This window comes from Yersinia sp. 2553 StPb PI, assembly GCF_052217105.1.
GTDB lineage: Bacteria > Pseudomonadota > Gammaproteobacteria > Enterobacterales > Enterobacteriaceae > Yersinia > Yersinia enterocolitica_E.
The window spans coordinates 4,629,715-4,649,976 of the sequence record NZ_JAZGPX010000002.1 but is presented as its reverse complement, the minus strand read 5'-3'; the positions used below and the strand labels follow the sequence as shown (position 1 = coordinate 4,649,976).

The window sequence follows — 20,262 nt, the reverse complement described above, 5'->3', positions numbered from 1 at the left end:
AATCCTATGAAAATCATCACTGGGCGATCATTTTTAATACAGCCAAACCTGGCATTTGCCAGAAAAATCCGCCCCTCCCTACTCCGATAACCATCAATTTACCTCGTCAGCATAATGCTGTACGGTCCGGGTGGATTCAGAACGAAGGTTAAAAGAGAGCTGTACCATCGTAGCGACAAGTCCCAAATTATCGACAAAAAAACTCTCTTGATTTTGGCACCATCTAGATTACGCCAAACACGCCTCATTAATATGAAAACGATACGATTGTATTCTTTTTCCATTTTTATCTTTTTCATTATTGAGTTATTATGTGCATTAACCGTTTTGATGCTGAGCTTGATTATCTGGGCTATAGTCACTGGGTTAATACCTAACTTTAAATAACACATAACGGTGCGTTCCTTGCCCATGAGTGCGTTCTCACTGGCCGGGTAACTCATTGCATTACTTTCAGCTTGTAACTCTTTTCCCTCCAGTAAACCAATAGTACTCTGGATTATATCGTCAATTATATTATTACTATAATTACCATATATAATGCCTGGGTTATTATCAGGTAATTTACCGTCGGCAGCTAAACCCTGACTATCATTCAAGAACACAATAAATAATGTATGTTTTTGTTACCCTGAGCATCCCAAACATGGCGTTCACAATAGCGTTGTGTATCCTGCTTTGAAACCAGATTTAATACTTGTGTTTTTTTAGCCAGAATAATAGATGAATCATTAAGTATTAATTCAGTTATCTTATCTAAATGCTTGGATAGTTCAAATTGCAATGCTAAAGAGAAAAAGATATTTTTTTATGAATAACCACCATAACGCATTTGTTCATAAACCCTCTTGGGAGATCTGCTGGTATCTCGGTAATTCTCAACATAAAAATTTAAATCGTATCGATGACACCTAAACACACCTAATGACAACTACAACAAACACCCTAAAAACAGCATTTATTCTATTTCAAGATCAACAATGCGGCAACATACGCCACAAATTAGCAGATATATAGTTTTTTACTCCAAAAATTAAATAAAGGAAGATGCTATACATCTTAAAATATAGCCAATAGTAGCTTGTACATTTTTTAATATCGGAATTCAAAAAAAACTTAAACCGCACTCAGCCATTCCCTAAAAATACAAATTGACAATAAATTATTTAAAGTTTAAATATGCGCTCACTATAACTACATTCAAAATTTATTATAACTCGCTGAGATCATCATTAATAAGAAAAGCCATGTACTTGCCGGTAGAATTGGGAAATGCATGTTGTATGTTAAGAACAACTCCACCTATCCTGCCACTGAGCAGCTAATCAACCACGTTAAAAACGATTTACATTAAGATGAAATAGACTGCAAAAATGATAATAACGAGATTTTTTATCTAAAAGGAAGTAATTATTATAAATTTAATCAACTTACCTTTATTGGTATCTGTGCAAAAAAAGAAGACAGTGATTACCCTTCTTGCAGAACGATCAGGATTAACTCGGGAGAAGCACGATGAAAAAAAGGTTACCTTACCGTGGTTTACCTGACGATATTAGCTGCCGTCGCCATTTTCTGGGTCTATCAACTATTGCCTAAAGTTGTTTTACAGTGCGATTCTGAGCTATACCTGAAAAAAACATTAATACCTATGATTCTGTTTCATTACTGGCAGATATGAGTATCTTTTTATCCCGCAATGGTGATGGTTTTATAAAACTCACCGGAACGGCGCAGGATAAAACATCATCATATATATTAAATCGCGCTCTGCCATTCAACTACACCACCTTGGATAATAACGGTGTTTATACAGTCAACTTCACCACTCAAATTATAAGAGCTATTGATGATGTTCCAGATAATGTCTGGTCGAAATTCATTCAGACAACACGTGATGATGTACAGTATTTTGTCAGTGTAAAAAATATAGATAAAAACCTCTATGTCATTAATGGGTTATCATCTCCTGTGTTAATTTGTGCAACCCCCTGAATGACATCCCCTATCGCCAAAAGAAAGCCCCTTTATTTCTATGATTAATGAAGCAACTCAAGAGGTTGTGAGGTATTTGTCATTTTACCCATCACAAAAGCCAGATTGGCAGCGGCGACCAGCGAAGCGGCGTGGGCATCGGTACTCATCTGTTGTGCATTCAACAAGCCATTGGCCGCTTCGTTAGCGACCGTGATGGTACCTACACCATTACGATAAGATTCCAGTGCAGCGTCATAGGTGATAAATGACGTTTTCACCAGATTGAGTGCCGCCTGATTAGACTCAAGTGCCGAGTGCAAAGTATCCGCCGCCACCACGATTTCACGCACCGCCAACTCCTGAGTTTTCTTAAATCCTTCCGCTGCAACTGCCGCACGAGACTCCGCCTCTTTGACCCGCGCCGCCCGTATCCCGCCATCGTAAAGAGGAACACTGACCCCCACCAAAATGCTAGAGGATGAAGTCTGCTGGCTAATCCCAGGTAGACCCTGAATATCAAAGCGCCCATCACCGCCTGCGACTGCTCCGGCAAGATAGACTTTTGGCAAAAAGTCGGCCTCAGTGGCTTTGATACCTGCCTTGGCAGCTTCTACCGCCGCATAGCTGGCTAACACATCAGGCCGCTGGGAAAGGGCCAGACGAATCATATTTTCGGTCGGCGTGCTGGCAACATCTGGCAAAGCGCGGTCTTCGGCATAAGCGATGTTGATATCTAATGAGGGAGAAACCCCCATCGCCCCCAGTAATGCCTGATAAGCATCACGTTCCGTACCTTTTGTCATCACGCGGCGCAGTTCAGACTGTGCCACCTGTTGGCGCGCCAACGCCACTTCGACGGTGGTGGCAATACCATTTTTTTGACGTTGTTCGGCAGCATCTTGAATCTTTAAGCTATTTTTCAGCGTTTGCTCTGCTATCTGCCTCTGGGTCTGCGCGGCACCATATTGGAAATAAGTCCGTGTGACATCGTAGATTAGCTTCTGATGCATCCCATTAAAGCTAACATTGGCGGCATAAGAGGTTTGTTTAGCTGCGTCAAGTAATGCACTACGCTGCCCGAAATCAAAGATAAGCCACTGTAATGCCAGCGCCGGAACAACTGCGCTCCCAGAGGTATTGACATCCTTATGGCTGCCAATCGCGTAAGGTAACGGTGTGCTGGTACTCTGGTAGCCACCAATAACACTGGCTGAAATGATCGGTAAAAATACCGCCTCCCCCATGCCGACAGCCAATGCAGCCTGTCGCGCTTGCTGCCAGGCAATGCGGGTATCTGGATTCTGATTCTGGGCAATATCAATCAGCTCAGGTAATGAGTAAAGATGTCCGCTCTTTATTGCCGGTGGCTGAGGAAGTTCTGCCACCAGCGGATTAGCTGGCACAGAGAAATTACCCGCGCCCGCAGCACTGCCCGTATTGGCATCCGCGACCCAAGGTTCGGAATAGGAGGCTGGCGCGAGGTCAAGTCGCTCAGTGGCACACCCCGTAATCAATATGCATAAGCCAGCCGCCGTGCAAATAAGGCCCATTTTGGCTATCCTGGCCATCAGTACCGCGTGAGTCGTCATGTCATCAAGTTCCCAGAAGTTCCCCGAGTCTTTTTATACGTTGCCCAATAGTCAGTTCAACTGGCGATAACCCCTGCCATGAAGATTCTCTCTCTGGCACGTGCTCGCCTTGTTGCGCGGTAATGTCACCGACAAGCGAGAGCTGACGCAGTTGTTCCACATCAGACGCCGACTTTTCAGTCGGTAGAAACAGCACTGGGCACAATTTACTCATTTCTGCCAGTATCGCGTACAAGCGTGCGCACTCTTCTCGTGAAGGGCGTAATTGTGCTGGCTCAAAGGGAACCAGTGCCAGTTCTTCTCGCGCTTGGGTAATCTCCGCCTCAATGGTTGTCGCTTCTCTTAGTGCCGCAGGCCGTGCATCAGGCGACAGCGCTGCCAAATTTGTCAGTCCCGTCAACGTGTTACTAATATGTATGCGCACCGCATCTACAATAGCCACCGGCCACAACCGGGTAAAAATCAAATACACCACCAGATTACCCAGCAAGATCCCAAGCACCCTATCGAGGGCCACCCCCAGATCTGTACTTGGCCCGAAGCCTTGCAACACCGTCAGCAGGAATGCCAGCCCAACCTGCACACCGGCATAAGCGATACGCTCGCTGCCACAGGAAACCCAAGCGGCCAATAGAATGCAGCCAAACACCAGCGCCATCAATTGACCAATATCACTCAGGTAGGGAATAATGAAAATGATCGCCAGAACCCCCATTAACGCGCCGATCAAGCACCCGATAATCCGCAGTACCAGTTTATGCACTGTCTCACCGGTGGTACCTAACGCCGCGACATAGCAGGTGATCATGGCAGTATGGATATCCTGCCAATCCAATGCGGTATAGACCAGATAGCAAATTAGGGCGGCGGCAGTGGTCTTTAGCGCAAAACGCTGATGAGCAGGATTGGTCAGTGCATCTGCGGCAAAGAATGAGGATTTCGGGGCAGCCAAATCTTGCCCATTATCCGCATTCGCCAGTGCTAGCAGTGCGTTTCTGATTTCATTGATCTCATCACCCGCATTCTCAATAGCAAAGTGAGGGGTAACAGCAAGATTGCCCGCCGCTATCGCCTGTGCCGCATCGCAACAGTAGCCCGCGAGTTCAATACGCTCATTCTCTGGTGAGCCAGCAGATAAAGCTGACGTTGCCAATAGCAGGCGATAACTGCTTTTTACGGCACTTTCCAACCAGGCTGCTTCAGACGAGGGGCGTAGATGGAAGATACGTACAAAAAGCGCCCGCTGTTGATGCTCATTTTGCCCTTCCTGTAGTAGCTCAGTTAGCTTAGCCATATTGGTGGCATCGGGTTGGCGCAATGTCTCGGCTACGGTGAAAAGTCGCTCGGCTAAACTGGCCCGCAATAACGTCTGGGGTGCCCGGCCAAAGAAAAGGTTAAAGCCAATAATCAGCAACATCGGGGAAACCGCCATTAACCAGGCATACAACAGCCCCCGCGTTGCTACCTCACCCATGGGTATATCACTGAGCAGCGTCATCACAAACGCAATAACCAGCGCAATAATACTCCCCACAGGGCCGAGCTTACTGGCTGAGCCAAGATAGAGAAACAAAAATGAACTGACAATCAAGGCTGCCATGCGCAGTGGCGCGGCTTCCAACGTGAAATGAATAAGCAGAAACACCAGACCAACCACCAGCGACACCAGAATGGTGATAGCAATCGCCATCACCATGCTTTCTACGCCATCCGGTTTCATGACGAAAATAATCAGATAGCAACTGATCGCGGATTCCGGGATGCCATACACCATGGCAACCATAGCCATCAATGCACAGAGTGCAGCAACCCGCCAGGCCATCGCCACTCGCCCAGGGAAATAGGCTAAATCCGCTTTTGCCTGACGGATTATGCCACCGAGCGTACCGTCAGCAACCGTCGTCATTGCGCACAACAACCACAGCAGTCGCCCCGATTCGCATCAGGTCCTCCGGCGGTTTTTCCAGACTGATTCTCACTGGGAAACGCTGAACAACACGTACCCAATTTAATGATTTCGGGACATAAGGCAGACCACGTGGAATATTCAGCATATCCTCAGAGCTGACACCCCAACCAATCCCCTCAACTCGCCCCTGAATCGCACGCTGTCTGTCCGCCATGACATACACGGTAGCGCAATCCCCCACGTTGATATGCTTCAATTCCGTTTCACGGAAAAAGGCCGAGGCATGCCAATGTTCAGTATTGATAAGGGTAAAAATGGCCTGATCCGGGACGATAAACTCCCCGGCCGAGACCGTCAGCCCCACCACCCGACCATCATGGGGGGCACGTACTTGTGTATTCGCCAGCTCCCGTTCAGCAATAGCCAGCGCCGCGCGCCGCGCGACTACCAACGCTTCAGCGGCCGCAGTCGTGCTGACTAAAGCCTCCGCAGCAAATGACTGTTTTAATGCCTGTTTCAGGCTGACCTCGGCGTCGTGTTTCGCCGTCGCCGCATCATCGACCTGCTGGGCGGTGACATAACCTTTAGGGAGCAGAGGTTGTAGCCGGGCCAATGTCTGAGTCGCTAACTTGAGATTGGCTTGCGCCCGTACAATTTGTTCATTGGTAATCGCGGCATTGGATTGTTCAGCGACCACCGTCCGTTGCTGGGTATCGCGAGCAGCCTCTGCCATTTGCAATTCAGCTTGCGCCTGTGCGACTTGCAGCCGATAGAGATCCGGCTCGATGGTAAACAGCAGGTCACCCCGCCGAACTTTGCTGTTTTCCACGACATTAATCGAGATAATACGGCCAGGTACCGAACTGGCAACATGCACCACACTGGCCCCTAATTCTGCATCTTCAGATAATGGATTCAGTGTAGTCTGCCGCACGGAAAGCCAGCCTGATATCACTGCCGCGACGATGATAACGCCGGCGACGATAAGCGCCAGTTGCCGCTTACGCCCACTCCCTGATAGTTTATTCATATTCATCATTCATCGTGTAAACAGTAATAGGGAACTGATAAATGCCACAGCAAGCGCCAGGCAGACATACACCAACAGCCGCCATGGCAGCACCTCATCAATACCCATCCGAATAAACAGAATGCGAGCCATCACCGCCACAACTATTCCGATAAAAGCGCACGCCATCCAGGAAGGAAAGTAAGAGCCCACCAATGAAAATGAAGGCGCCGCTACGCCGGTGCAGCCGCTCAGAGCAATAACCGATAACAGAACTAACGACCCGCGCCATAAGTTCAGGTTGGTACTCGCTAACCCCCTGAAAAAAAACCACTCTGGCTTCCTAAGGGAAGTCATATCATTCATTATTCGGCCTCAGTTAATGTGGCGTTAACAGGCAGAAAAACAGCTATTCGATCATAAAAAGTCACTACAGATCGCTGCCCAACGTATTTTTGAAGATTTGCCCATCTTTCATAATGAGCCTGAATGCTTTCTCTGGCCGAGCAATGAGTTGAATATCACTCAGTGGATCACCATCAACCAGAATCAAGTCAGCCAGTGCGTCATTCTCTACCACACCCAACTTACCGGGATACGGGTTTCTTGGACCGGAGAAGGCACAGAGTTCAGCATTAACGCTGGTGGCCATCTTGAGAATTTCAAGCGGTGAGTACCAGCGAGTCAGCTTGGCCAATTGAGCACCCTGTCGGGTTGCCAGTCGGGCATCGAATAATGTATCGGTGCCCCACGCTGTCTTGATGTTATATTTTTTCGCCAACCTATAGGCCGTATCAGTACCGGCAACCATCTCAAGCTGCTTGGCACGTGATGCCGGACTGGCCATTGGCACCGCATCCTCGTCATCAAGGAAGGGTTGCAAGCTCCACCAAATGCCTTTTTCTGCCATTAACTGGACGGTCTCCTCATCCACCAACTGGCCGTGTTCGATACATTTAACCCCACCTTTAATCGCCATGGTGACCGCCCGTGCCGTATAAGCATGGACGGTGACATAGGTACCCCAATTCTCAGCCGCCGTAACTGCCGCTTGAATCTCTGGTACCGATCCCTCGGTCACACTGATAGAGTCATACATAGAGGCTACACCACCCCCTGCCATGTATTTGAGTTGCGACGCGCCTCGCATCAATTGTTCTCTGGCACGCAGTAACACCTGATCGGCACCATCGGCAATCGCCGTCATACCTACGCGTTCGGCATAACTCAAGGGGTCTGATGGCGTATGCGGTAATTCACCAATCAGACGGAAATCGCCGTGCCCACCAGTTTGAGTGATAAATGCGCCGGAAGGATAGATGCGTGGCCCGACCGTCACCTGCTCATCAATGGCGCGTTTCAAGCCAAAAACCGGCCCGCCCATATCACGCACCGTGGTGAAACCACGCATTATAGTCGCCTGCGCCTCTGCAATTGCCAGCGCCTGGATATAATTAAAATCTGCTGTCATCGCCGTCATCATTGATGGCCGAGCCATAATGGCGTGCCAGTGTGCGTCGATCAGCCCTGGCATCAATACACCGCCACCACCGTCTATCCGTTCCACATCCGGTGGCAATGCTTTATCAGCCGGCTCTACCGACTTGATCCTGTTACCTTCCACTAATACTTGCAATCCATCGCGCAAATGGTCTGAAACACCATCAAAAAGGCGAATATTAACAAAGGCCATCACACGCACAGTATTGGCCGCGACATCTCTTCTTTGCTGAGTCGCGCCTGGGATCGCCGCAGCAACGGTTGCCGCTGTTATAGGGGCAGAATGAGCAGCTTTCTGAGCAAACACCGTATTGATACGAACGAACGCCGGACTATGGCAAAGACAACAATCAGAATGAGTGTGGGGAAGCGCTATCAAAGGCATATGAGGCATTGTGTTCTCCTTATATGAACTCTCCCTCCATCAATAACTAGAGGGCCGGTTCTCAATCATAGAACAAATTTATTACGTAACGACTTATTTTAATGGAAAAAATCAACCAGAAATCGTGACAATGCTCTGATCCTGACATGATAAAGCGGATGTTGCCGTGAAGAACCGACCTAAGCACGCCCTGCAAGTAGAACGTGCTTTTTACTCATTTCTGCTGTGCCGCCCACCAGGATAATAAGCGTAAACAAGAGGAGTAATAGTCTTCTTCTGGTTGTAATACTGCCGTTAATTGAGCAGCATCACCTAAGGTAAGATCCCGTATCGCCAGCATCCCAGGTGTCAGTGCATATTCCGCGGTAGCCCCCGTAACAACATTGACCCATGCCGGTGTTTTTAAACGCGAAAAACCTTGCCAATAGCCAATAAAAGGCGCCAATGTACTGCCATTATGTCCTCCCCAACTGAGATATAATGGAATACGCACCGCATCAAAACTAAAACGTGCAGGCCAACCATTGGCTGGTGCGAAACTACCATCCGACTGCAATGACACCCAATCAGTCGGCAAATTGACTTTGCCAAGCTTCATCGCTGATAACTGCTGGATAGCATCGTCATTCAAGTCTTTCCATATTTTCAAATGACTGTATTGGTAGAATGCATTCCAGGCTGGAAATATGTAATAAGACGGGTTGATCACAACATAACTGGTATGATTAAAACTTGCAGAGCCTGGCAATAATACATGATAACCGGCAAAGTTAATGACCGTGTGCTTAATAATAGCATTCTGTATCTGATTAGATTGACTCGTATAGTCGCGATTGTGCCATTTATCCCCAGCCAGTAATAATGCCCAAGCAATCAATATATCGCCATCTGTAGCATTATTTTTATCCGCAACTTTTACTTTAGCATTCGGCTCATAACGCCATGAAAATAATCCGGTATCTGCATTGTATAATGTCTTTTGAGTCCAACCCAATAATGAATCAAAGGTAGGCCGGTCATCATTGAATACGGCAAGTAGCATACCAAAACCTTGCCCTTCGGTATGGCTGATATCATGGTTACCCGTATCAACAATTCGGCCATCGGGCTTAAGAAACCGGCTTTTAAATTGTTCCCAGCCGGGCTGATAAGCCTGTACCCCGGTGGAAAACAGTAGGCCAAATAGCACACCGGCGGTAACAACAACACGCATGACCTTCATAATTAGCATAATATGCCTCAAATGCCGTTTTTATAACGGAACACTAATGGACCTTCGGTTTTATTATCCAGCCAACGGACATTCACTTCTGACTGCCCTCCCTGCTGCCTGAGCCACTCCTTATAAATACCTTCCAAAAATGTTGCAAATGCAGTTTTCCACTGCGACTGTTCAGTCAGATTGTCCGTGTCCGGCCATGCACAGTGACTTAACTGCATTTCCTGTTCATTCGCGGTAATGCGCAAAAATCCCCAATGATATCTGGACCATAGATGATTAATTTGATCTTCAAACTCACCCACGGTCTGACTTATCGGTAAGGGGTTATGCTGTGCCAGTTGAGTCCCCATGTTGCGGATAAAAGCCCTGCCATCCGCACTGTCAGCATTAGCCTGAATACCTGAAAAAAGCACTTGCACCACATTTTGCCATCCCGGCTGATGCTGCTGCTGACGGTAATAATCCTGTTGTTCCGAAAGATAGTTATTCTCTTGCATGATTATTTCCCATCCAACAAATATCTGAAGTAGACCAAGGCGGTAGTTTCGGAGTAGTCGCCAAAAGTATCATAGCCAACCTGTCCGCCGATCTGCATATTCTTCTGTAAGTTGTAACTGCCATCAGCCTTGAAGTTATATCCGATGCCATTTTTACTTTGCGCAGCATAACGGGATTCAGTGCTATAACCATCGCGCACCAATTGCTCCAGTTGAGCCTGCAACTCTGGATTATTCGGGAAATATTTACTCTCATCCTGCGAATAGGATTGATAGCCTACCGCCCCACCCAATTTATAATTCCAGTTACCATAACGTTGGCTATACTCAACCGGGAAAGAGACACTGACATAATCTTGCGGGCTGAAATAGCCCCCTTGACCGTAACTGAAATAACTGAGATTTTTAGAGAAATTCATATAACTGATATTGATGCCCGTTTTTAATTCACGGTCATCATAGCGGTAAGGACGAATATACGCGCCGACTGAAGAGTTAATTGAACCATTACTCGGAACATTATCACCGATATAATTGTAATAATTTAATCCTGCATAAAGGCCGGCATCGCCATCGTCATAGCTCAGGTTTAAGCCACCCCCATTCTTAGTGACTGCCCCCCATCGCGATCCGCTGATCTTATCGGTTGCACCCACGTATGAAAGCAAGCTATCCGTCACTGGCCGACGTTCTACTGTCATCGCCAGTTTAGCGAATTCGCCAAGCTTAGGTGCCCATTGCACGCCGCCAATAAGGGCACTCATATCTTGCCCTAACGGCGTGGTACCAATGTCGGCTTTATAATCTTCCCCCGCCAAGGCCAGTGCCAGCTCTACCCCTGACTCACTTTGTGAGCCTGGGGAGTCGGCGGTGAAATCATTTGGACTAAAGGTTTGGGCTGTGACCAGATTATTAGCCGCCAGTTGTTTAGCACTGTTGGCATCATTTTCCACTACCCTGGCATCAACACAACCTTGCGTTCCAGCACCTGCGCCATTACACGCACTTTCTCTATCCGCCTGAGCCTGCAATTGAGCAGTTGTCGCCGCCGCTAATACCGCCGCTGAGTTAGTTGCGGCAAGTGCTGATGTCTCTGTCGCATTTTTAACTTCCAAACCCTGCTGCAATGCCCCGGTACCAAAACGATTACTGCCCGTACCTGAGGTTGAACCTGCATTGAGGGATACCGGCGTGACGGTAAAACTCAGGCGGGAGGTATCAAAAGGCACACCGGAAAAGGTGAGCGGGGCTTTGGCTTCAGTCAATTGACTCAGGCCCGATTCACCATCGCGACTGCGAATACTGATATTGGCCTGCGCCCAACTGGCAGTTTTATCCTGTAAAGTATCCAGCATCTGATCAACTTGCTTCAGGGTGCCGTTTTGCGCAACGTTAGCGGTAGGTGCCAGATTATTGACGCCCCCCATGGCAGCGCCTTCTGTGCCCGCATTTTGCCACGGCAACACCGCGCCATAGCTTGAATTGGTCCGCGGCTGCGTGCGGGTGGTCTGGTTAATAAACGGATTGTCGCTAAGTTGTAAACCAGCAATATTCGCGCCACCAACACTGTCTGCCCCTTCCAGCCCAATCATTTTACCTTTGGCGGAACGTAACAAAGCCAAAGCCTGCTCATGATCCCCTTCAGCTTCCGCGACCCGGGCAGCAAGCAATAAGCGCTCAGGGGTTCTTGGCCCGCGCATGCCCAACATCAATTGTCTGGCGCTCTGGACATCACCATTAGCCAGTGCCACGTTTACCGCCCCTACCCGCGCCCCTTCATTAGTAGGATCACGTTTTAATAAATAAGCATAAACTTTACCGGCTTCATCATTCATTTTACCGGATTGGTAAAGACGCCCCATCGCCAGCATCAGGTCAATATTTTGCGGATCACTTTGTAGCGCAACAATCAACTTGTCATACGCCGCAGCATACTGGCCTTGCTCACGCAATGCATCGGCCTGATTGATAGTGGTCCCTAGTCGTAATCGACTGATCTCTATCGGCGAACTGCCACTTTGAATCGCGGGATTACTCAATAAGGCTTCCGCTTCTTGCGTCAGGCCAGATTGCGTCAAGACACTGATTTGTGCCGCATAATCGCCCGCCTTGCCATGAATGCCGTTATTGATATTTTTACGCACTAAACTAACCGCCGTGGTGCTGTCACCGGCAGCCATCAAATCTTTAGCCAGATTACCGACATCGGCAGGGGCGGTAGGCGGATTTTGTGCCAGTCCGCGCAATATTACCGCAGCACTGGCTGAATCACCCTTTGCCAGAGCCGTTTCTGCTGTCGCTATTTTTTGATTGAACTCCACACGGTCAGCGAGCGCACGGACCTCTTTAGTTTGGCGGGCTGGCGGGATCTGATTGAGTAAAGCATTACTGGTTGCCCAATCTTTGTTTTCAGCGGCAAACAAAGCGGCAGCATATAGATTATCCGCCGGTGCGCCGGGAGCCGAAGCTTCAGCCATCAGACTTTGCGCCTGGGCTGTATTTCCTTGTTGTTGCAGTATTCTCGCCATATCCAGACGAACCCAGATATTCGATGGCTGCTTAGTTAGCGCCTGTTGTAACAGATTTAATGCCGCCGTAGGATCATTACGTTGCAGCGCTAATGCAGCCTCACGGCGAATCGGATCAACATTGATCCCAGCGGGCGCGGCGGCGGGTTTGAGATTGTTTGGCACGGTTTGTAGCACTTGCTGTGCCTCGGCATCATTCTTTTGCTGCCGCAATACATAATACAGCCCCAATTTCGCATCATTATTTTGCTGTTGCTGCGCCAGGATATTGCGGTAAGCCTGTTCAGCAGCACTCAAATCACCTTTGCGCCGCAACAAATCAGCCCGGAACAGCGCCACCGCAGTGCCTTTGTCCCCTGTGGCCTGTGCCAATGGGGCGCTCAATGCCAGCGCACCGTCAATATTCCCGCTGGCAAAGGCTTTTTTAGCTTTATCCAACTCGCCGTAGAAATGGGCATCTTGCGCTTGCGCCGCCAGTTGTGCGCTGTTTGCCCCACCTTGTTTGGCCGCCTGAGTCAGGTAGTTTTCTGCATTGGCGAAATCACCACTGCGCAAAGCGATAAATCCCAAACCCGCTAATGCATCGCCATCGTTAGGGTTGATCGCCAGCACTGACTCAAACTGGCTTTTCGCATTGGTTAAATCACCGCGATTAAGTTCACTGTAACCCTGGCCTTTTGCTGCTCCACCGATATTCTTTTTATAGTAATCGGCGACAACCTGATCATCGGGATGGCGTTGTTGATAGGCCTGATAAAGCCCTTCATCTGCCGGTTGCGGTGTTATCCACATCAGTGCCTGGCGCAAAGCAGCATCAGCTTCGCGGTTAGTCGCCGCCAGACTATTAAGCATGGCAATACCATCACGGCGGGTTGTCTGTTGGTAGGTCAGCACTTTACCCAGCGCCACGCGGGCTGCAACATCATTTGGGGACTGTGCTACACGTTGCTGTAATTCGGCGATAGCTGTTGGTAACGTCGCCGCATCCCCCGCCATGGTCAAATAATATTCTACCGCTAAATTATCTAACGGTTTATTACCGTTAAATAAATTCTGATAACTCTCAATCGCCTTGGGAATATTGCCCTGGCTGGCAAACTGGCGCGCTGCCGCTAATTGGCTCGGCGAAATGGACTGCATGACTTTGGCATTATCTAACGACTGCAAACGTGGGTCATCCGGGGAGGCCGCATTTAATTTTTTACGCCATTCAAGCGACTCGGCTTTATCCCCTTTTTCAGAGGCATAAAGGGACATTAGATATAAAGCATCAACGTTGGTAGGATCGACCATCAGGATCTTTTGCAGCGCGTTAGTCGCCAGATCATTATGGGCTTTCTCATGCCAGTAGGTGGCCTGATCTAACAATGCCTTTATCGCTGGCGTATTCTCTGCCGCCTGTCCCCAGACAGGGATTGCAGCAAATCCGACCATCCCAGTAAGCAACAGGGCATTAATCAATGGTGACTTTACATGACTTGATTTCATATCAACCCCGCTCCATACAATAGGCCCACATCATCAACAGTTTTATTATCATTCTTCAGGATCTTTGCCTAAGCGTATTGCTGCACGGCGTTTTAATAACCCAAACATGCTCACACCAATGATGACTGAGATCAGTAAAGCAAGTAACGCCAAAATCACGATATGCTGACTGGCATACCAGATAACCATTTGATACCAAGGCAGCTCACCACGAGGGAATTGCTCCCCAACACTAAAACTGCGCACACCATTTTCATTGGTAATAATTGCCAGATCGCCACGCACGCCGGCATTAACCGTCGATAACTTCAAATCGCCGTGAATACTCGCTAATTGATCATCACCTGTTGCGGTTGCCAGCACCACGACTTTCTGCGGATTCCAACCAGAACGGAAACTCAGGAAGCCGCGCCAGTTATCGGTCGATGAAAGGTAGCGATCGGCCTCAACTTGCTGGCGGAACCAAACCCCAGTGAGGTAATCCGCCAACTTTTCTAACGTCGACGGTTCTTTCACTGATAGCACACCATTTTCCAGGCCAAATGATGTCGCGGTTAATAGTGTTTGGCTGAAATCAGCATGGTCTAATGTCGACACCACCAAAATATCGTTATCAGCAAACAGTGAAATATCTTTTTCATTTGCGGACACGCCCAGCTTCACCTTGACGTGGATAACTGGCTTTCCGGTTGAATTACCGGCACGAGCCGCAAGACCAAGTAATGTACGAACTTCTGTTTTGCTTGGTTTTTCGGGCAATAATACCAAGGTTTGTGAGAAATCAGCCAAGCGGGTGAAAGGGAAGGATGCGCCGACAAAATACGAAAGATTAGGCAACAGGGTAAAGTGATGGGTGTGACTCAAGTCAATATAAGAATCAGGTTCGATACGGCTCTTAATATTATTGTTGTTTAGTAGATTACAGGGGGTTCCGGCTTTCGGATTAATCGCGAAATAGAACTCTAACTGGTTATCACCATAAATCAGATAAGGAGCCAAACGCAGGGTATAACTCTCCTGACGAGTATCGCCACCAACCGCCCGCCACAGGGACTCAATCAACCCCTTCTTATTTACCGGCAGGTTATACAAGAAAATATTGTTAATCGATACGTTAAGTTGGGAGCTATTTTCATCAATCCAGTCTTCAATCGGGAAACGGTAGCCGATATGGATGGGTATAGTTTCTCCATCCCACATAAATAGATCGGGTGCCGCCCGGAAATCAACATGAATACCGTCATGATAAATACCATTAGCAGTCAAAGCATCGAGATTTGGCACTAAAGATTTAAGTAATACGGGATGTTCAGTATTAATCCAGCGTGGAGCGTCATAGGGAATGCTACGCGGGATAGCTTGCGCTTTAACACTTAGGCTATTCGCCTCTGGCGGTAATGGCCCGGAAGTTAAACGCCATGCAGCCTGACGCAACTCCTCCTCATTATTGCCAATAACCAAGAGTAATTTAGCCACCGGATTGTGCGGGTTATCAATCAATTGCAGACTTGGGCCGGTGCTTTGCGGTAACACAAAATCACCGATATGCTCACCCGGCTTACCAAATAAAATACCATTACCTTCGGGTAGTGAATCAAATTGTACCGGGAAATCAATATCACGGTAATTAGCCTGATAACCAAACCATGAAGCAACACCGGCGGCAGCACCAATCACATCAGCACGAATATTAGCCGGGAATGCCATAACCACTTTGGTCTCTTTCATCTGCATAGCATCAAAGAATGGCCGGGGGAATAGTCCCAAATTCTTACCAATATTCAGTTGTTGCCCTTCTAATTGAATACTTGAGGTCGGTAAAATACTGACCCAAAATTTATTCAATTGATCTGTTTCACACTGCAATACCGTGTTGTCACCAGTAATACTCATACTCAGATTATTGGTCGCGACCACCATCGCCGCAGGGACATCAACTTGGTATATCGCGCTGTTTTCACTTGACGGCGTTAGTGGCAATGTCCCTAACGGCTGCCCGTTCAGCATTAACTGTAAGCTGTAATTCTTACCAGCCAGCTCTGATGATAATTTTAGCGCCAGAGATAGTTTTGCATTGGTAATCACCAAATCATTGGGTAACGTGAAGACAATGCCTGATTGCAATTGACCGCCACTTAACAGCAACCCATTGGGCTGCCCCATATCTTTAATGGTAATCGTGGTATTCACTATCGCGTTGTATGAGGCCGGGCGGGTCACCACTACCGTGTTATCAACTACGGGTGTCGGTAGAGTTGAATCATACAAAGGGCGGTTTTCAGGGGCGCTGGCGATTTGCGGGTAATTATCAACCGCAGGAGCCACTGCCCCAGCGGTTGAGTCATCACTGTTCGGCCGAGGTAATAAAGGGAAATCTCCCGCGGTGGCTGCATCTTCAGTTTGCTGTTCCTGGCCCGCGATACGATTAGTGTCTACAGCAAACCCATTGATGGGAAAAAATGCCAGAGAGCACGCGGCCACCACACCTGTAAACCACAATGACGGCAATATCTTGCTCAATATCCCTTTCATGCCGCATTTCCTTTTTTCTGGAGGGCCAGCTTTCTTTTTCTAGCCCGACGTTGCTTCCACGGCAGATAAAAGAGTTCAAACGCACAACGAATAATGCTGAGTAATGAATGTAATGGTCGATCCTGAGGATAAGGCTCGGTAATCCAGGCATCTGCACGGGCCAACACAATACGAACCAGTTCCCGACGTTTAACCAGTGGAATATCACCAAACATCAACCGCACAGCACCGAGTTCAACATCAATAAGCGTGACAGGTAGACTGACAGCACCGCGTTGTAACATCAGCTCCACCTCTTCAATACCCTCAGTTGGGAAATGTTGGTCTTTAATCGCCAGACGAACCCCGCCCATTGACAAGTCCAGGGTGTGAGTACGCAGTGATATGCCATTACTATAATGAATAATGGCCGGTAACTGGACGTCAATGCGGATCGTTTTACGTGTCTGACGAGTCTCGCGCGCAACAGAAATAGCCGCAAATAATAGAATGACACTGAAAGTAGCCCAGGCGATATTAAGTGCAATTACATTCGGATTAACACCAAAATAATCTGGCAATGCTACGCGCACTAATCCCCATATAATGCCGAGCAACATCAGAACAACTGCAATAATATGCGGTCGAACAATATTGAAATCGAAATAACTCTTATCCAGTAGGTCGCCTTTATCCGTCACGTTAAACTTGCCACGTTTTGGTGAAATCATCGTAACGATGGTTGGAATAACCAAATGGAATGCCATTACGGTTTCATAAACTTCACCCCAGAAAGAGTAGCGGAAGCGGCCATTACTGCGTGAGTTGATGGCAATAGACATAATTAAATGGGGCAAAACATAGGCGAAAATCAATTCGGCTGACGAGGCAATAATACTCTGGTTAAAGAGAAGATAGCCCAGTGGCGCGAGTAAAAAGACCACGCGTGGCAAACCAAATTGGTAATAAATCATGGCGTTGAGATAACACAAACGCTGAGGAAGGCTCAGCCCACGCCCTAACAAGGGATTATCCACACGGAAAATTTGTGTCATCCCCCGCGCCCAACGGGTCCGTTGGATCACATGTAACGCCAAACGTTCAGTCGCCAGCCCCGCGGCGAGTGGGATGGAAATAAAGGCTGAGTTCCAACCTAAACGCTGTAATTTCAGCGCAGTATGGGAGTCTTCGGTGACTGTTTCTACCGCAAAACCACCAATTTCATCTAATGCCTTACGGCGAATAACAGCACAAGAACCGCAGAAAAATGCCGCATTCCAGTTATCGTTCCCTTGCTGAATAGGGCCATAAAAAAGGGCCCCTTCATTAGGAACAGAACGGCCTGTTGATAGATTGCGCTCAAACGGATCGGGGGAGTAAAAGTAGTGTGGCGTCTGGAGCAACGCCAACCGCTTATCAACCAGGAACCCACCCACCGTGGCCTGTAAAAAACCGCGGGTAGCTACGTGGTCACAATCAAAAACGCAGATTAACTCCCCCTGCGTAATCTTCATCGCATGGTTAAGGTTACCGGCTTTAGCATGACGGTTATCATTTCGAGTGATATAACCAACCCCTACATCCGCAGCAAATACAGCGAACTCAGTTCGTTTTCCGTCATCCAATACATATATTTTTATTTTTTCTTTTGGGTAATCAATACATTGGGCTGCCAGAATCGTATCTCTAACCACATCCAGACTTTCATTATAGGTAGGAATGTAAACATCAACCGTTGGCCATAAATCGGTATTCTCAGGCAGCGGTTCAATCGTTCGTTTTAATGGCCAAATAGTCTGTAAATAACTAAGACTTAGAATAATCCAGATGTAAAGTTCTGCACTATAAAGAAGTATGCCTAATATTGTCTCGGTTACAGAACCAAAATGAAGCGTTTCAGTCGTGCGCCAATAAATATATCGGGATGACATCAAAAATGACAATACTGTCATTACTATTGTTACTTTTCTGCTTTTACTTATGCCAAGTAAAAAGAACGCAGCAATGCTGAATAATGCAAAAATGTACTGCTTCTCACTGTCCATTGGTGTAACAACAACCAAGATAGCGATTGGCAATAACAGTAACAACAGAAGATAAAATTGAATTTTCTTCATCTTGAATTCAGCCAGTATTTAATAGAAGTCATGTTTAGGCGTAGAGTAAACCTCCCCCCCGCCGATCTTTATTCCCAAAATAGCTGCAACTTTTTTACTAATAAGCTCAATATCAAATGCGGCAGCTGACACGGGGCTGAAATCAATAATTGAACGTTGAGAAGCATTCGCTTCTGGCACACATTCATCCCGATGAATCATTCCTAACAATTTATCGCCCAGACGTTGCTCAAAGAATTGTGAGACATCATGGCTGAGTTGACGACGATTATCACTTTGATTAACAACAAAATAGGTTCCCATTTTGTTATCTAAAGGGGCGCCGATAAGTTTGCCTTTCTCTATTTGAGGTAATAAAGATAAAGATGCCGTGTCTGCCAACATCACCACCAAATGCATATCCGCAATCCCTTGCATCGCTTTTAACGCCGGGCTTGGTCCCGGAGGAAAATCAGCGATAACCACTAATCCAGGATAATTGAGGACTGAATGTAGCCCCCGTTGTAAAAAATGTGGATCAGCCGTTAATTCATGCTCGAAAGCCAGACGTTTCGCTTCATCCACCTCGCCATAAGGCAAGACAAAGGTATTCGTTCCCGCTTTAAGGATAAATTGGCTCCAGTCAGATGCATTACCTGACTCAGAAACATAACCACGTTCATCCGACAAAGGGACACCAAAGTGCAAGCGCAGAGCATTTTGTACATCGAAATCAATAAGTAGAACCTTGCTACCACTACGTGCCAGTGAGTGCGCCAAATTGGCTGCAAAAGTAGTTTTACCGACACCACCTTTCGGTGAACATACACAAACTAACGGCATAAGGCGATGCTCTCTAACAACGTTTGTAAAGGAATATCCCGCGATGACTCGGCAAAAACAACCTGCTCTTTTGGTGGTTCTTTTTGTGAAAAAATGTTTTTAAATTCAGTTTTTTTACCTGATTCCAACGGGCCAGTTGGTGAGGATGAAAATTGTGTCGTAAGTATAGGTTTAGAAACCGCTTGCGGTATAGCAGGTTCGTTTAAATTGACTGGCTGCGGAGCTAGAGTATGGGCAACCGGTGGCGCAGGAAACAGTGATCGCATTGCGGCTGGCCGGTTTGTTACCTCGGTATTTAGCAGAGGATCACTATTTATAGCGTGAGGTTCACTCATCACGTTTAACACATCAGGCTCGGCGAACTCAGTGGCTGAAACAAGCTGAGGTGTCGGCTGTATAGTTCGACCATTTTCTAAAAATGAATCATTGTCTTGTGAAGCCAACTGTTTAATAAGCGGCCATGAAAAAGCATCCGCTTGAACTTCTTTTTCAGAAATTTCTTTATAATCAATATCGTGCATGTCTATTTTATCTTTGAACTGCTTAATATCATCATATTTATTCATAAATAACACACCTATTTTGATACAAAGCTCTGCAAATAAATTTGCATCATGGGTTTATTTTTTAAGGGTCGCCCACTAAAAAACTCCCCTGAATAATCTTGTTGACTCTGGAACTGATGATTGGTATCGGTTTAATACTGAC

At 47.3% G+C, this 20,262-nt stretch carries 14 protein-coding genes; 1 reads left to right on the top strand and 13 read right to left on the bottom strand.

All coding sequences use genetic code 11. The annotated features are described in order from the left end of the window. Window positions 1–98: 98 nt before the first annotated feature. Window positions 99–413, bottom strand: coding sequence for a helix-turn-helix transcriptional regulator (locus V2A84_RS22490; protein ID WP_442849145.1), 315 nt, complete (start codon window positions 411–413; stop codon window positions 99–101). A gap of 1,264 nt (window positions 414–1,677) precedes the next feature. On the opposite strand from V2A84_RS22490, the gene V2A84_RS22485 reads away from it, so the two are divergent. Continuing rightward, on the top strand, window positions 1,678–1,995 hold the full coding sequence (locus V2A84_RS22485; protein WP_083162563.1) for a FidL-like protein: 318 nt from the start codon (window positions 1,678–1,680) through the stop codon (window positions 1,993–1,995). Window positions 1,996–2,039: 44 nt separating this feature from the next. On the opposite strand, the gene V2A84_RS22480 is transcribed toward V2A84_RS22485, so the two are convergent. From V2A84_RS22480 to bcsO, 12 genes are all read right to left on the bottom strand, one after another. Beyond that, the gene (locus tag V2A84_RS22480; RefSeq protein ID WP_083162561.1) at window positions 2,040–3,566 is read right to left on the bottom strand and encodes a TolC family protein; all 1,527 of its coding nucleotides are present in this window, start codon (window positions 3,564–3,566) and stop codon (window positions 2,040–2,042) included. A gap of 4 nt (window positions 3,567–3,570) precedes the next feature. Next, window positions 3,571–5,472: an FUSC family protein gene (locus tag V2A84_RS22475; RefSeq protein WP_193784777.1), complete on the bottom strand. Its 1,902-nt coding sequence runs from the start codon at window positions 5,470–5,472 to the stop codon at window positions 3,571–3,573. Next, on the bottom strand, window positions 5,456–6,505 hold the full coding sequence (gene mdtN, locus V2A84_RS22470; RefSeq protein ID WP_083164071.1) for a multidrug transporter subunit MdtN: 1,050 nt from the start codon (window positions 6,503–6,505) through the stop codon (window positions 5,456–5,458). The genes V2A84_RS22475 and mdtN overlap by 17 nt, the downstream gene beginning before the upstream one ends. Window positions 6,506–6,514: 9 nt before the next feature. Continuing rightward, the gene (locus V2A84_RS22465) at window positions 6,515–6,850 is read right to left on the bottom strand and encodes a YtcA family lipoprotein (RefSeq protein WP_193784776.1); all 336 of its coding nucleotides are present in this window, start codon (window positions 6,848–6,850) and stop codon (window positions 6,515–6,517) included. Window positions 6,851–6,914: 64 nt separating this feature from the next. After that, window positions 6,915–8,378, bottom strand: coding sequence for a metal-dependent hydrolase family protein (locus V2A84_RS22460; RefSeq protein ID WP_083162559.1), 1,464 nt, complete (start codon window positions 8,376–8,378; stop codon window positions 6,915–6,917). Window positions 8,379–8,583: 205 nt separating this feature from the next. Then, window positions 8,584–9,600 (bottom strand): glycosyl hydrolase family 8, encoded by a 1,017-nt coding sequence (locus tag V2A84_RS22455; RefSeq protein ID WP_083162557.1) that lies wholly within the window; start codon window positions 9,598–9,600, stop codon window positions 8,584–8,586. A gap of 8 nt (window positions 9,601–9,608) precedes the next feature. Then, window positions 9,609–10,088: a cellulose biosynthesis protein BcsD gene (bcsD, locus tag V2A84_RS22450; RefSeq protein ID WP_442849067.1), complete on the bottom strand. Its 480-nt coding sequence runs from the start codon at window positions 10,086–10,088 to the stop codon at window positions 9,609–9,611. 2 nt (window positions 10,089–10,090) lie between these two features. Beyond that, window positions 10,091–14,104, bottom strand: a complete 4,014-nt coding sequence (locus tag V2A84_RS22445; protein WP_227746582.1) for a cellulose biosynthesis protein BcsC — start codon at window positions 14,102–14,104, stop codon at window positions 10,091–10,093. 48 nt (window positions 14,105–14,152) lie between these two features. Continuing rightward, window positions 14,153–16,636, bottom strand: a complete 2,484-nt coding sequence (bcsB, locus tag V2A84_RS22440; RefSeq protein ID WP_442849066.1) for a cellulose biosynthesis cyclic di-GMP-binding regulatory protein BcsB — start codon at window positions 16,634–16,636, stop codon at window positions 14,153–14,155. Next, window positions 16,633–18,732 (bottom strand): UDP-forming cellulose synthase catalytic subunit, encoded by a 2,100-nt coding sequence (gene bcsA, locus V2A84_RS22435; protein WP_083162545.1) that lies wholly within the window; start codon window positions 18,730–18,732, stop codon window positions 16,633–16,635. Before bcsA ends, bcsB begins: the two co-directional genes overlap by 4 nt. 18 nt (window positions 18,733–18,750) lie before the next feature. Beyond that, window positions 18,751–19,554 carry a cellulose biosynthesis protein BcsQ gene (gene bcsQ / locus V2A84_RS22430; RefSeq protein WP_083162544.1) on the bottom strand — a complete coding sequence of 268 codons (804 nt, stop codon included), beginning with the start codon at window positions 19,552–19,554 and terminating at the stop codon, window positions 18,751–18,753. Next, complete coding sequence (bcsO, locus tag V2A84_RS22425; RefSeq protein WP_083162543.1) at window positions 19,545–20,120, bottom strand: cellulose biosynthesis protein BcsO; 576 nt, start codon at window positions 20,118–20,120, stop codon at window positions 19,545–19,547. Before bcsO ends, bcsQ begins: the two co-directional genes overlap by 10 nt. Window positions 20,121–20,262: the final 142 nt, after the last annotated feature.